Raw genomic sequence first — 13197 nt, forward strand, 5'->3', positions numbered from 1 at the left:
GACTGGTTCGACCGCGGCTCGACCGACTAAGCTGATTCGATGCTGATCCTTGCCATCGATACTGCGCTGGAGGCGTGCGCGGCCGCCGTTCTCGACACCGACGCCGGCCAGCTGCTTGCGGAGGAATCGCTTCTGATGAAGCGCGGCCACGCCGAAGCGCTGATGCCGATGATCGCGCGCGTGATGCAATCGGCCGATCTTGCCTTCACCTCGCTCGACCGCATCGCCGTCACCGTCGGTCCCGGCAGCTTCACGGGCCTGCGGGTGGGCATTTCGGCGGCGCGCGGCCTTGCGCTCGCGGCGAAGCGGCCCGCCGTCGGGCTGACGACGCTTTCGGCCTATGCCGCCACCGTCGTCGGCCAGAGCGGAACGGCGCCGGTGATCTCGGCGATCGATGCGCGGCACGATCACGTCTACTTCCAGATCGTAGCCGGCGACGGCAGCCCGCTGGTGCGGCCGAGCGTCGTGCCAATTGACGCGGCGATTGCGGCCTCGCAATTCGGTGCGCCGCATCTGGTCGGCAATGCCGCAAAGATCCTCGCCGATCGCTGGCCGAAGAACGGTCCGCAACCCGTTGCGGTCGACGCGCAGCCCGCGCCTGACATCGGCTGGATCGCCTGGCTCGGCGCCGCGGCCAATCCCGAAACCACGCCGGCGCGGCCGTTCTATCTGAAGGCGCCCGACGCAAAGCCGGCCGCACAGCCACCGTTCGCAGCACAAGCCGCAACCTCATGATGAGATGGCTTTCGGAATGGTGGCGCGGCGGCACGGCCGCCGTCGAGCCGGCCTCCACGCGCGACGCCGCGCGGCTGGCGCAGTTGCACGGACAATCCTTTGCCCGCGGCTGGGGCGAAGGCGAGTTCGAAGGCATGATCGGCGAGCGCAACACGCTCGTGCACCGGTTGCGGCTCGGCCGCAAGACCATCGGATTCGCGGTCTCGCGAATCGGCGCGGACGAAGCAGAAATCCTCTCCATCGCGGTCGACCAGGCTCACCGCGGCCGCGGGCTGTCCGGCACGCTGCTGATGACGCATCTCGGCCACCTCGCAGGGCGCGGCGTGCGCACAATATTTCTCGAAGTCGAGGAAAATAACCAGCCGGCGCGGCGGCTCTACGATCGGGCCGGATTCATGGTGGTCGGGCGCCGCGAACGCTACTATAAGCAGCCCAACGGGGAACAATTGAACGCACTTCTGATGCGACGTGACTTGTCGTAACATTGATGGCAGAAAGCGCCCCCGTCAGGCAGACACACTATGACTGGACTTAAACCTTCCTCCGCCTCCAAGGCGACCGGCATCGAGGCTCGCTGCGCCGCCACCGGCATGCGCATGACCGAGCAGCGCCGCGTCATCGCCCGCGTGCTGGCGGAATCGGTCGACCATCCCGACGTCGAGGAACTTTACCGGCGCTGCGTCGCCGTCGACGACAAGATCTCGATCTCGACCGTGTATCGCACCGTCAAGCTGTTCGAGGATGCCGGCATCATCGAGCGCCATGATTTCCGCGAGGGCCGCGCGCGCTACGAGACGATGCGCGACAGCCATCACGACCACCTCATCAATCTGCGCGACGGCAAGGTGATCGAGTTCACCTCCGAGGAGATCGAGAAGCTGCAGGCCGAGATCGCCCGCAAGCTCGGCTACAAGCTGGTCGATCACCGGCTCGAGCTCTATTGCGTTCCGCTCGACGACGACAAGCCGACGTCTTGAGTGGCATGATCTTGTCGGAAAACCGCTTCACACTTTTCCGGATCATGCCGTAGTGCCTATAGATCTCATCATCTTCGATTGCGACGGCGTGCTCGTGGACAGCGAGGTGATCTCCTGTCGCGCACATGCGGACGTGCTGACACGGCACGGCTATCCGATCACGTCGGAGCAGGTGCTGGTCCGCTTCCTCGGCGTATCCGAGAAAGACGCGCGGCGGATGGTCGAACAGGAAATCGGCCACAACCTCCCCGACGATCTTGAGAGCCAAGTGAATGCGGCCACGCTGCAATTTTACGCCAGCGATTTGCAGCCGATCACCCACGTGGCCGCAGCGATTGCCGCAATCGATTTGCCGAAATGCGTCGCATCGAGCGGCACGCCGGAGAAGATCCATCACGGCCTGACATGCGCCGGGCTCTACGACCTGCTCGCCCCGAACATCTTTTCCGCGAGCCAGGTCGCTCGCGGCAAGCCCGCACCCGATCTGTTCCTGTTTGCCGCCGAACGGATGAAAGCCGCGCCGGAACGGTGCGTCGTGATCGAGGACAGCGTCCCCGGAGTGACCGGCGCGCATGCCGCCGGGATGAGCGTGCTGGGCTTTCACGGCGGCAGCCATTGCCCGCCGGGTCACGCCGAGAGGCTGCGTGCCGCCGGCGCCGGATTGACGTTCGACGATATGCGGCACTTGCCGGACCTGGTCCGGCGGGTCGCGGGGAACACCCGGGCGGGCTGATTTCGGCCCCGTCGTCATTCCCAGGCACACGCAACGCGTATGAACCCGGAATCTCGCGCCAAAACCTCTGGAATCCGGGTTCTCCCGCCTTGCGGGCGCCTAGGAACCACCCCGCTGGGTGTCAATCGCTGGATTTTCGCCCCTCCAGCCTATATCTGAGGGGCGTCCTCCACCTCAATTCCGGGTTCCATGACGCCGCCGCGCAAGCTGCACATCAAATCATATGGCTGCCAGATGAACGTCTACGATGCCCAGCGCATGGTGGACACGCTGGCTCCGGAAGGATTCGTGGAGACGGCCAACGCGGAGGATGCCGACCTCGTCATCCTCAACACCTGCCATATCCGCGAGAAGGCCTCCGAAAAGGTCTATTCCGAGCTCGGCCGGCTGCGGGTCGCCAAGGACGAGGCCGCGCGCGGGGGCCGGGCGATGCAGATCGCGGTGGCGGGCTGCGTGGCGCAGGCCGAGGGTGGGGAGATCACGCGCCGCGCGCCGGTGGTTGACGTCGTGGTCGGCCCGCAGAGCTATCATCACCTTCCGGAGCTTTTGAAGCGCGCGCGCGACGAAGGCCGTGCGATCGAGACCGAGTTTCCCGCAGCCGACAAGTTCGGCTTCCTGGCCCAGCCAAAACCCGATGCGATTCGCGCGCGCGGCATTTCCGCTTTCGTCACGGTGCAGGAAGGCTGCGACAAGTTCTGCACCTTCTGCGTCGTGCCCTATACGCGCGGCGCCGAAGTCTCACGTCCCGTGGCGAAGATCGTCGACGACGTGAAGCGGCTCGCCGACAACGGCGTGCGCGAGCTCACGCTGATCGGGCAGAACGTCAACGGCTATCACGGCGAGGGACCGGACGGGACAAGCTGGCCGCTCGGCCGGTTGCTCGAACACCTGGCGAAGATTCCCGGCATCGCGCGGCTGCGCTATTCGACCAGCCATCCCCGCGATGTCGATGACAGTTTGATTGCAGCCCATCGCGATCTCGGTGAACTGATGCCGTTCGTGCACCTGCCGGTGCAGTCGGGTTCGGACCGGATTCTCGCCGCCATGAACCGGAAACATACCGCCGATGATTATCGGCGTGTCATCGACCGTTTCCGGTCCGCGCGCCAAGACATTGCTTTTTCATCAGATTTTATCGTGGGCTTCCCCGGCGAAAGCGAGCAAGATTTTCTCGCCACCCTCGCGCTTGTCACGCAAATCGGCTACGCTGCCGCATATTCGTTCAAATACTCCGCCCGGCCGGGAACGCCGGCCGCGGATATGCAGGAGACGGTGTCCCCCGCCGAGATGGACCAGCGATTGGAGCGGCTCCAGGAACTGATCGACAGCCAGCAATCGGCCTTCAACAAGGCCGCGATTGGCTCAACGGTCGATGTGCTGTTCGAGCGTCCGGCCCGCAAGGAGGGCCAGATCGTCGGCCGCACTGCCTTCCTTCAACCTGCGCATGTGATGGCCTCGCCCGACATCATCGGACAGATCCTGCCGGTCCGGATCGACAGCCTCGAACGCTATAGTTTCCTCGGTGAGCTCGTGACGCCGCGTAACGCGCGCGAGCCCGCTTTATCGCAAGCCATTGGAGCCTGAACCCTTGCCAAAAAGCGCATCGGATTCGTCTTCGTTCGCTCCCAGCCGCAAATTTGACCGCGACATGCAAGTTCCGCCCGAGACGCAGGTCGTCATCGACTTCGACGACAATCGCGCCGCTTCCGCGCTGGTCGGCCCCTACGGCCAGCATCTCGCCCAGATCGAGCGGCGGCTCGGCGTCGTGGTCGACTCCAAGGGCAACCACATCACCATCGGCGGCACGCGCGACGGCTGCGACGCCGCGCGCCGCGTGCTGGAGACACTCTACGCGCAGGCCGTGAAGGGGCAGGATCTCGACCAGGGCGAAGTCGAAGGCGCGATCCGCGCCGTGATCGCGCAGGGCTCGCTGTTCGAATTCGACGCCAAATCGGCCAAATCCACCTTCGACAGCATCAATTTGCGCAAGCGGCCGGTGCGCGCGCGCACTGCCGCGCAGGATTCCTACATCCGCGCGCTGAAGCGCCACGAGCTGGTCTTCGGCATCGGCCCCGCCGGCACCGGCAAGACCTGGCTCGCGGTCGCGCATGCCGCGCAGCTGTTCGAGCGCAAGGAAGTCGACAAGATCATACTGTCGCGTCCGGCGGTCGAGGCCGGCGAGCGGCTCGGCTTTTTGCCCGGCGATCTCCGCGAGAAGGTCGATCCGTATCTCCGTCCGATCTACGACGCGCTTTACGACCTCATGGACGCGCGCATCGTCGAGCGGGCGCTCCAGACCGGCGAGATCGAGATCGCGCCGCTCGCCTTCATGCGCGGCCGCACGCTGACCAACGCTGCGATCATCCTGGACGAGGCGCAGAACACCACGTCGATGCAGATGAAGATGTTCTTGACCCGTCTCGGCGAGAACAGCCGCATGATCGTGACCGGCGATCCCTCGCAGATCGACCTGCCGAACGGCCAGACTTCGGGCCTTGCGGAAGCGACGCGCCTGCTGGGCGGCGTCGAAGGTATTGCACAAGTTCATTTCAAAGCCGAGGACGTGATCCGCCACGAGCTCGTGGCACGAATCGTCTCTGCCTATGAGGGGCAGCCGCAGCGGCCGGCCACCGGTAAATCCTAGCGAGACAACAACCGGACCATACGGGCGCGGACAGGGCGTCCTTTGGTTCCGAACAGACAAGATGTCACATCCAAACCTTCCCATGACCGAGGTCCTCGTCGTTGCCGATTGCTGGCAGCGCGAGCCCGATTCCGAAGCGGTGATCCAGCGTGCGGTGGCGGCCGCCGCCGAAAGTGTCGACGAGGACGTTGCCGACGCCGAAGTGGCCGTGATGCTGACCGATGATGCCGGCATCCGCACGCTCAACAGCAACTGGCGCGGCATCGACAAGCCGACCAACGTGCTGTCGTTCCCCGCGCTCCAGCCGGAGGGTGAGTGGAAGGAAGGCGATGCGCCGCGTATGCTCGGCGACATCGCGATCGCCTACGAGACCATGCGGCGCGAGGCGGACGAGGAACAGAAGCCGTTCGATCATCATTTGAGCCATCTCGCCGTGCATGGTTTCCTGCACCTGGTCGGCTACGACCACGAGAACGATGGCGACGCGGAGGAGATGGAAGCGCTCGAACGAGAGATCCTGTCTCATCTCGGCATACCCGATCCCTATGCAGACCGCCCGGGGACGCATTGAGATGCCCGATTCCGACCCTATTCACGACAATCCGCGCAATACCGCCAATTTGCCGGTCGTGGTGACATCAGGCGAGGTGATGCGGCCGACCGCGGAAGGCTGGCTGCTGCGTGCCATTCGCACCCTGTTCGGCTGGAAGGCGGGATCGGTGCGCGACGATCTCCAGGTCGTGCTCGATGCCACGACGCCGGACGACACCGGCTTCTCGACCGTCGAGCGCACCATGTTGCGCAACATCCTCGGCCTGCACGAGCGCCGCATCGCCGACGTCATGGTGCATCGTGCCGACATCATCGCGGTGAAGCGCGACATCCCGCTCGGCGAATTGATGGACCGCTTCGAGAGCGCCGGCCATTCGCGCCTCGTCGTCTACAACGAGACGCTGGACGACCCCATCGGCATCGTCCACATCCGCGATCTGCTCGCCTTCATGACCGCGCGCGCACGCGTGTCCGAGGCCACGAAAACCAAGCGCAAGAAGCCGCTGCCGGCCGGCCTCGACCTGCGTACGGTCGACCTGGCGTTACCGCTGCAGGATGCGCGCATCATCCGCAAGCTGCTCTACGTGCCGCCGTCGATGCGGGCGATCGACTTGCTGGCGCAGATGCAGGCCACGCGCATTCATCTGGCGCTGGTGGTCGACGAATATGGCGGCAGCGACGGACTGGTCTCGCTCGAGGACATCGTCGAGCAGATCGTCGGCGAGATCGACGACGAGCATGACAGCGACGAGCCGCCCTCGATCGTGCGCCTGCCCGACAACGCCTTCATTGCAGACGCCCGCGCTAGCCTCGACGACGTCCGCACGGTGATCGGCGAGGATTTTGTCACTGGCGAGGCGGGTGAGGAAGTCGAGACGCTCGGCGGCTATCTCGTCAGCTTCGTCGGGCGCCTGCCGGTGCGCGGCGAGGTGATCTCCGGCCCCGGCAATTACGAGATCGAGGTGCTCGATGCCGATCCGCGCCGCGTCAAGCGGTTGCGCATCTCGACACGGAAGGAGCGTCCCGCGCCGCGTACCCAGCGCGAGAGCCGCCGCCGCGAAGCCACGCCGGAGAGCGGTCAACCGCCTTCCAGCGACACGCCCGTCCCGCCGCCAAGCGACGGGACCGGTTCGCAGTGAGCCCGTTCCAGCGGTTTCGGCAGATTGCGCTTGCCATCATCCTCACCTGGGGATGGAAGCGTGCGCTCATCGCGATGGGATGCGGTGCGCTGTCGGTGCTGGCGCTGGCGCCATTCAATGTCTTTCCGGTGCTGTTCATCACCTTCCCGGTGCTGGTCTGGCTGATCGACGGCGCGGGCGCCGGACGATATCGCGGCGTCCCTGCCGCGGCACTGACGGGCTATTGGTTCGGGCTCGGCTATTTCGTCCCCGGCCTCTACTGGATCGGCTACGCCTTCTTCGTCGACGCCGACGTGTTCGCGTGGCTGACGCCGTTCGCCGTGCTTGGCCTGCCGGCCTATCTCTCCATCTTCACCGCGATCGGATTCGCGCTGGCCCGCCTGCTCTGGACCAAGGATGCCACGCGCATCCTCGCGCTCGCCGCAAGTCTCACCATCGCCGAATGGCTGCGTGGTCACGCATTGACCGGTTTCCCCTGGAACGCGTTCGGCTATGCCCTGTCGGAGCCGCTGCCGCTGGCGCAGACGGCGTCGCTGATCGGCCTGTGGGGCATGACGTTCCTTAGCGTCGCGATCTTCGCAAGCCCGGCGGCGCTGATCGACCGTACGCCCGATCGCCGCCCGGCATGGCGCGCGCCGGCGGCTGCGATTGCACTTCTGATTGTCATGAGCGTCTTCGGCGCGATCCGCCTGTCGCTGCATCCGACCACGATGGTCGCGGGCGCGAAGCTGCGCCTGATGCAGCCGGACCTCCAGCAGGATGCGAAATTCAACTACGCCGCCAAGGCGGAGGTGATGAAGAAATACCTGGCGCTGTCGGACCGCGCCTCGGGGCCGCAATCCACTGGCGTGCGCGATGCCACCATCCTGATCTGGCCGGAATCCGCCTTTCCGTTCTTCCTGACCCGCGAAGCCGACGCGATGGCGCAGATCGCCGAATTGCTGCCGAAGGGCACAGTGCTGATCACGGGCTCGGTCCGCGCCCCCGACCTGCCGCGGGGCACGCCGATCACGCGCGCCTATAACTCGATCTACGTGATCGATCACGACGGCAGCGTGCTCTCGGTCTACGACAAGCTGCACCTCGTGCCGTTCGGCGAATTCCTGCCCTACCAGGACTTGATGGAGAAGCTCGGCTTCGAGCAACTCACGCGCGTGCGCGGCGGATTCATTCCGGGCAGCGTGCGACATGCGCTATCGGTGCCCGGCGCGCCGCCCGCGCTGCCGCTGATCTGTTACGAAGCAATTTTTCCAGGCGAGGTCGCCGGCCGCAATGAGCGTCCGGGCTGGATCGTGAATCTCACCAATGACGGCTGGTTCGGCATATCGACCGGTCCCTATCAGCATCTCGAGCAGGCCCGGATGCGCGCAATCGAGCTCGGATTGCCGCTGGTCCGGTCCGCCAATACCGGCGTGTCAGCGGTGATCGATCCGGTGGGACGAACCGTTGCCAGCCTCGGCCTCGGCGTCGAAGGCATTTTGGATGCAAACCTGCCCGCCGCAATTCCGCCGACCGTCTATGCGCGGGTGGGCGACGTGCCCGCAGCCATGCTCGTTGCGCTGGCCGTGTTTCTGGCGGTCCGCCGACGTGTTGCCAAACGGCACCCCTGATCACGCCTCGCGGCCGCCGCGACCGGAATCCTTTGACAACCGTAGTCCCACGGTTGACAGACTGCACGCGCCCTCCTCATTCTGCACCGGCTGCAAAAGACAGTGGGCGTTGCTAAATTTCTCCGCAATGTTTCCCAATAACAGGGTTTGATTTTGACGCTGCTGGCACCGGAGGCATTCTTGTGATTGCGCCGAAGGTGATGTTTGGAGGCTGAGGAAATGTCGAAAGCGCCCAACCCTGTTGACAAATATGTCGGCAGCCGCGTGCGTATGCGCCGCATCATGTTGGGCATGAGCCAGGAAAAGCTCGGTGAAGCTTTGGGCCTGACTTTCCAGCAGATCCAGAAGTACGAGAAGGGCACGAATCGCGTCGGCGCGAGCCGGATCCAGCAGATCGCCGAGATTTTGCAGGTGCCGGTGTCGTTCCTGTTCGAGGGCGGACCGAGCGGCGTGGCCGGCCCGGACGGCTTCGCCGAAGGCGCCTCGCCGTCCTATGTCTCGGACTTCCTCGCGACCTCCGAAGGTCTCGCTCTGACCAAGGCGTTCACCCGAATCACTGATTCGAAGATGCGCCGCTCGATCGTCGATCTCGTCGAGCAGATCGCCGCCCGCGAAGGTCCCGACAAACGCTGACGCGACGGCTCAATCCGATTTGAGACTGCGTCAAATCTGGCCTATGTCGTCATTTGCGGACGCGTTTTTGGTGCGCGCCCTGTTCGATGATGCGGTTCAAAGGCACAGATGCGTTCATGACCAAGTCCAATTGGTTCGATTCACAAACTATTCTCGATGGCATCCGCCGCTGGGTGGAGATCGAGACGCCGACGGACACACCTGAACAGGTCAACAAGCTGATCTCCGTGGTCGCGGAGCAATACCGCGATCTGCCGGTTACGCTCGAGCGCGTCGCCGGCGTCGATGGCTGCGGCGATCATCTCGCTGCACGCTCGACCTGGGGCCAGGACCGGCCGGGCATTTTGGTGCTGAGCCACCTCGATACCGTTCACCCGATGGGATTCATCGAGCGCCTGCCGTTCAAGGTCGAAGGCGACAGCGCGTTCGGTCCCGGCATCTACGACATGAAGGGCGGCGCCTATATCGCCCATCACGCCTTTCGCGCGCTCTGCGCCGCCGGCGATCGCTCGCCGCTCGGCATCACCCATTTGTTCACCTCCGACGAGGAGATCGGCAGCCCGACCTCGCGCGCGCTGATCGAGGCGGAAGGGCGCAAGGCCAAATACGTGCTGGTGACGGAGCCCGCGCGCGACGGCGGCAAGATCGTCACCGGACGCAAGGGCGTCGGACGATTCGAAGTATTCATCAAGGGTGTGCCCGCACATGCCGGCACGAGGCCCCAGGATGGCCGCAGCGCGATCCGCGAGCTTGCCAACGTCATCCTGGCGCTGGAAGCGATGAATGATCTGGCACGCGGCGTTACGGTGAATGTCGGCGTGGCGCGCGGCGGCACGCGCCCCAACGTCACGCCGGAAGAGGCCTTTGCCGAAGTCGACCTGCGCGTGCCAAGCTTTGCCGACGCGGAAGAGTTCGTCGGCAAGATCCTCGGGCTGACATCGAAGACGGATGGCGTCACCGTCAAGGTCAGGGGCGGGCTCAACCGTCCGCCCTACGAGAAGAGCAATGCAGGCGCCTCGCTGTACGAGCATGCGAAGTCGCTTGCCACCGAGATCGGCTTCGAGCTGATCGACACCCACACCGGCGGCGGCTCGGATGGAAATTTCACCGCCGCCCACACCGCAACGCTCGACGGACTCGGCGTCGACGGCAAGGGCGCACACACCCATTATGAGCAGATCTACGTCTCGTCGCTCGAACCCCGCGCGCGGCTGCTCCATCGCCTGTACCAGACGCTGCGATGAGCGAACGAAAATCAGATCCCGATCGCGATGACAGCGAGCGCGCCTTCTTCGGTCGCCGCAAGGGCCACAAGCTCAGGCAGCACCAGGCCGAGCTGATCGATCATCTGCTGCCGCATCTTTCACTCGACATCGAGGGCGAGAAGCCGGCGAATGCCAACGAGCTCTTCGATCCCGCGGCCGACGATGTGCGGCTCGAGATCGGCTTCGGCGGCGGCGAGCATCTTGCGGCCGAGGCACAGACCTTCGCCACGACCGGCTTCATCGGCTGCGAGCCCTATGTCAACGGCATGGCAAAGATCCTCGCGCAGATCGAGGCCGCCAACATCAGCAACATCCGCCTGTTCGCGGGCGATGCCGCCGAGCTGCTGGCCTGGCTGCCGCAGGCATCGCTGTCGCGGATCGACCTGATCCATCCCGATCCCTGGCCGAAGCGGCGGCACTGGAAGCGGCGCTTCGTCCAGGACCGCACCATCGCCGCGATGGCACGCGTGCTGAAGGCGGGCGGCGAATTCCGTTTCGTCTGCGACATCGACGATTACTGCGCGTGGACGCTGCTGCATCTGTCGCGGTCGACGGATTTTCAGTGGCTCGCCGAATGCGCCGATGATTTCCGGCAGCCATGGGCGGGCTACACCATGACGCGCTACGGCCGGAAGGCCACGCGCGAAGGGCGCAAGACCACATATCTGCGGTTCAGGCGGCGCTAGATCGTCTGGCGGTTGCGCCAGAATTTCACGACGCGCTCGGCCGTCGACGGCATCAGGCGCGTGAAGTTCACGCGCGCCTGCTCGAGATCGGCATCGGCCGGCGTGCGATGCGGGCCGTACCACATCAGGATCAGCGCGCGCACCGTGGGCCAGCCGAGATTGAGCACGCGCCCCAGAATCAGAATCGGATCGTAGCGGTCGCCCGCGACCAGGCGATCGAGGATCGAGAGGCGGACACCGGACATCGCCGCGAGCGAGGCGATCGATTCCTCATATTTGAGCGCCTTGGCGAAGCCGAGCAGCGCGCTCTCGCCGAGATGCCCCTCGCGATGCAAGGTCAACACCGTGCGCTGTGCATCCGAAAAATCGCGGCGCGGCCCCGGCGGCAGCGCGGCCTCCTCGATCGCCGCCATGGCGCGCTTGATCTCGACCTGACGCACGGGATTGACCACGCTCGAGAGGCGGCGGCGGATGACGTCGAGCGTGCCGTCGAGCAGCTGTTTCAGGTGCTCGCCCGAGAGATCGTTGCGCTGGCCGATCTTGAGCGTCAGCACGCCGTCCTGCGACGCACGTTTGATCAGCTCGGAATAGCTGCCTTGCGAGAACACCGCACCGGCATTGCCCGCGGCGCGACGCACCACGTCGCGATCGCCGCGCTCGACCAGTACGTCGGTGATGACCGCCGACAGTGCGGGGCGCTCGGTCATCGCCAGCAGATGGCCCTGGCCCTTCAGCCGCGCGATCTCGACGAGAGCGGCGTCGTCGAGCACCGGCGAGCGGCGCAGCACGGGGCCCGCCACCATGATCTCGTTTTCGCGCGCGAGCTGGCTCACCAGATGCGGCGGCGCATTGTTCAGGCGCGAGAAGCGCTCGGCGAGGTCGACGCGCGAGGCAAGCTCGGCATGCGGAACGAGATCGATCAGCAGATTGTCGAACAGATCGACGAGATCGGGACGGAGCTTCTCGGCGTCCTGGAAGAACAATTGGGCGATGGCGCGCGCGATCTCACCGCGACGCCGGGGGTCGCCGCGTTTGACGATCTCGTCCAGTCCGGGAATGAGCGACGTGGCAGCGGTCATGAAAACGCAACTCGTACAGGGCACGCCGCGGGTGCGCCCTTGGTCCAAGTCGCCCCACAATCAGGGAATTTAGGCCTGCTAGATGAAGGAAGCGTTGCGCGGGGGGCCACAGGCCGGGCGCAAAAAGCCTCGTCTTTCCCGCGATGGGCCTTGTCCGGGAGGACGGAAAGGGCTATATCAGCGCCAATTCATCTTCTCATACGATCCGCGTAGTGAGAGTGGGCCCGAAAGGACCCGCTCTTTTTTATTACCTGAGCGCGGCTTGGTGGAAGATATGCGGCCCGGCGAGCTGCCGGGATAAAGAGTTCCGAAACAGGCTCTGCAAATCCTAATCTGTTCAAGTCTTAACCAAGCCTTAACCATCGAGCGCCTTGACCCCTGATATGACCGAACCAAACACTGGTTCCACGGATGCCGAGTTGCTGGCCGAGCCGAGGCTCGTGGTCGAGCCGGGCGTGGCGGCACGGGTGTCTGCGGTCGCAGGTCCGGTGCTCGAGGGCATGGGCTACCGCCTGGTGCGGATCCGCATCTCCGGCGAGGCCGGCTGCACCGTGCAGATCATGGCCGAGCGGCCGGACGGCTCGATGCAGCTCGAGGATTGCGAAGCGATCTCGCGGGCGCTGTCGCCCGTGCTCGACGTCGCGGACCCCATCGACCGCGCTTATCGGCTGGAAATCTCCTCGCCGGGGATCGACCGTCCGCTGGTGCGCCGCTCGGATTTCGAGCGCTATTCCGGCTATCTGGTGAAGATCGACATGGCGGTCGCCCATGAGGGGCGGAAGCGGTTCCGTGGCATGCTTGGTGCCGTCGAAGGCGACCGCGTGCACCTGCATCGCGACGACGTCAAGGCGAACGATAATCCCGACGTTCTCCTGACGATGGAAGACATCGGTGAGGCACGCTTGGTGCTGACCGACGAGCTGATCGCGGAATCCATGCGCCGCGGCAAGGCCGAGGAGCGCCAGATGCGCCGCGATCTCGGCATCGAGCCGCCGGCTGCACCGCACGCGGAAATCAGTGCGAAGATCACCAAGAACACCAAGCCGCAAAAAAAGAAGCCGGCACCGACCAATACGAAGAAGCACCGCCTGGCCGCCGAACGCGCGCGGCGGGGCGAGATCGAGCCTGACGAAGGAGACTAGCC

At 64.9% G+C, this 13197-nt stretch carries 14 protein-coding genes; 13 read left to right on the top strand and 1 reads right to left on the bottom strand.

What is annotated here, in order from left to right; genetic code table 11:
* Positions 1-39: 39 nt before the first annotated feature.
* From tsaB to AB7290_RS00240, 12 genes are all read left to right on the top strand, one after another.
* Positions 40-735 carry a tRNA (adenosine(37)-N6)-threonylcarbamoyltransferase complex dimerization subunit type 1 TsaB gene (gene tsaB / locus AB7290_RS00185; protein ID WP_085405054.1) on the top strand — a complete coding sequence of 232 codons (696 nt, stop codon included), beginning with the start codon at positions 40-42 and terminating at the stop codon, positions 733-735.
* Positions 732-1217 carry a ribosomal protein S18-alanine N-acetyltransferase gene (rimI, locus tag AB7290_RS00190; RefSeq protein ID WP_063980127.1) on the top strand — a complete coding sequence of 162 codons (486 nt, stop codon included), beginning with the start codon at positions 732-734 and terminating at the stop codon, positions 1215-1217. Before tsaB ends, rimI begins: the two co-directional genes overlap by 4 nt.
* Positions 1218-1256: 39 nt before the next feature.
* On the top strand, positions 1257-1712 hold the full coding sequence (locus AB7290_RS00195; protein ID WP_028150589.1) for a Fur family transcriptional regulator: 456 nt from the start codon (positions 1257-1259) through the stop codon (positions 1710-1712).
* A 52-nt stretch (positions 1713-1764) separates the two neighbouring features.
* On the top strand, positions 1765-2445 hold the full coding sequence (locus AB7290_RS00200; RefSeq protein WP_085405053.1) for an HAD family hydrolase: 681 nt from the start codon (positions 1765-1767) through the stop codon (positions 2443-2445).
* A 189-nt stretch (positions 2446-2634) separates the two neighbouring features.
* On the top strand, positions 2635-4029 hold the full coding sequence (miaB, locus tag AB7290_RS00205) for a tRNA (N6-isopentenyl adenosine(37)-C2)-methylthiotransferase MiaB (RefSeq protein ID WP_028150587.1): 1395 nt from the start codon (positions 2635-2637) through the stop codon (positions 4027-4029).
* A gap of 64 nt (positions 4030-4093) precedes the next feature.
* Positions 4094-5089, top strand: coding sequence for a PhoH family protein (locus AB7290_RS00210; protein WP_071908935.1), 996 nt, complete (start codon positions 4094-4096; stop codon positions 5087-5089).
* Between the two features lie 82 nt (positions 5090-5171).
* Positions 5172-5660 carry an rRNA maturation RNase YbeY gene (ybeY, locus tag AB7290_RS00215; RefSeq protein WP_223153827.1) on the top strand — a complete coding sequence of 163 codons (489 nt, stop codon included), beginning with the start codon at positions 5172-5174 and terminating at the stop codon, positions 5658-5660.
* Between the two features lies 1 nt (position 5661).
* Positions 5662-6780, top strand: a complete 1119-nt coding sequence (locus AB7290_RS00220) for a hemolysin family protein (RefSeq protein WP_085405052.1) — start codon at positions 5662-5664, stop codon at positions 6778-6780.
* On the top strand, positions 6777-8390 hold the full coding sequence (gene lnt, locus AB7290_RS00225; protein ID WP_085405051.1) for an apolipoprotein N-acyltransferase: 1614 nt from the start codon (positions 6777-6779) through the stop codon (positions 8388-8390). The genes AB7290_RS00220 and lnt overlap by 4 nt, the downstream gene beginning before the upstream one ends.
* Positions 8391-8609: 219 nt before the next feature.
* Positions 8610-9023, top strand: a complete 414-nt coding sequence (locus AB7290_RS00230; RefSeq protein WP_008131807.1) for a helix-turn-helix domain-containing protein — start codon at positions 8610-8612, stop codon at positions 9021-9023.
* Between the two features lie 86 nt (positions 9024-9109).
* Positions 9110-10267, top strand: a complete 1158-nt coding sequence (locus tag AB7290_RS00235) for a M20 family metallopeptidase (protein ID WP_085405050.1) — start codon at positions 9110-9112, stop codon at positions 10265-10267.
* Positions 10264-10974, top strand: a complete 711-nt coding sequence (locus AB7290_RS00240) for a tRNA (guanine(46)-N(7))-methyltransferase TrmB (protein ID WP_085405049.1) — start codon at positions 10264-10266, stop codon at positions 10972-10974. Before AB7290_RS00235 ends, AB7290_RS00240 begins: the two co-directional genes overlap by 4 nt.
* On the opposite strand, the gene AB7290_RS00245 is transcribed toward AB7290_RS00240, so the two are convergent.
* Positions 10971-12053 carry a DUF2336 domain-containing protein gene (locus AB7290_RS00245; RefSeq protein ID WP_071908931.1) on the bottom strand — a complete coding sequence of 361 codons (1083 nt, stop codon included), beginning with the start codon at positions 12051-12053 and terminating at the stop codon, positions 10971-10973. The two genes, AB7290_RS00240 and AB7290_RS00245, sit on opposite strands and share 4 nt — an antisense overlap.
* Before the next feature lie 383 nt (positions 12054-12436).
* Here AB7290_RS00245 and rimP point away from each other — a divergent pair, with 383 nt between their 5' ends.
* On the top strand, positions 12437-13195 hold the full coding sequence (gene rimP / locus AB7290_RS00250; RefSeq protein ID WP_063980137.1) for a ribosome maturation factor RimP: 759 nt from the start codon (positions 12437-12439) through the stop codon (positions 13193-13195).
* Positions 13196-13197 lie beyond the last annotated feature (2 nt).

This window comes from Bradyrhizobium sp. 613_E4_N2_2 (assembly GCF_052075995.1).
Taxonomy (GTDB): domain Bacteria; phylum Pseudomonadota; class Alphaproteobacteria; order Rhizobiales; family Xanthobacteraceae; genus Bradyrhizobium; species Bradyrhizobium barranii.

What these genes read in the sequence shown, in the direction of transcription:
- AB7290_RS00240 (WP_085405049.1), top strand. Translation starts at nt 10,264, where the DNA reads ATGAGCGAACGAAAATCAGATCCCGATCGCGATGACAGCGAGCGCGCC.
- AB7290_RS00220 (WP_085405052.1), top strand. Translation starts at nt 5,662, where the DNA reads ATGCCCGATTCCGACCCTATTCACGACAATCCGCGCAATACCGCCAAT.
- ybeY (WP_223153827.1), top strand. Translation starts at nt 5,172, where the DNA reads ATGACCGAGGTCCTCGTCGTTGCCGATTGCTGGCAGCGCGAGCCCGAT.
- miaB (WP_028150587.1), top strand. Translation starts at nt 2,635, where the DNA reads ATGACGCCGCCGCGCAAGCTGCACATCAAATCATATGGCTGCCAGATG.
- AB7290_RS00210 (WP_071908935.1), top strand. Translation starts at nt 4,094, where the DNA reads ATGCAAGTTCCGCCCGAGACGCAGGTCGTCATCGACTTCGACGACAAT.
- rimP (WP_063980137.1), top strand. Translation starts at nt 12,437, where the DNA reads ATGACCGAACCAAACACTGGTTCCACGGATGCCGAGTTGCTGGCCGAG.
- rimI (WP_063980127.1), top strand. Translation starts at nt 732, where the DNA reads ATGATGAGATGGCTTTCGGAATGGTGGCGCGGCGGCACGGCCGCCGTC.
- AB7290_RS00235 (WP_085405050.1), top strand. Translation starts at nt 9,110, where the DNA reads ATGATGCGGTTCAAAGGCACAGATGCGTTCATGACCAAGTCCAATTGG.
- AB7290_RS00195 (WP_028150589.1), top strand. Translation starts at nt 1,257, where the DNA reads ATGACTGGACTTAAACCTTCCTCCGCCTCCAAGGCGACCGGCATCGAG.
- AB7290_RS00230 (WP_008131807.1), top strand. Translation starts at nt 8,610, where the DNA reads ATGTCGAAAGCGCCCAACCCTGTTGACAAATATGTCGGCAGCCGCGTG.
- AB7290_RS00245 (WP_071908931.1), bottom strand. Translation starts at nt 12,053, where the DNA reads ATGACCGCTGCCACGTCGCTCATTCCCGGACTGGACGAGATCGTCAAA.
- tsaB (WP_085405054.1), top strand. Translation starts at nt 40, where the DNA reads ATGCTGATCCTTGCCATCGATACTGCGCTGGAGGCGTGCGCGGCCGCC.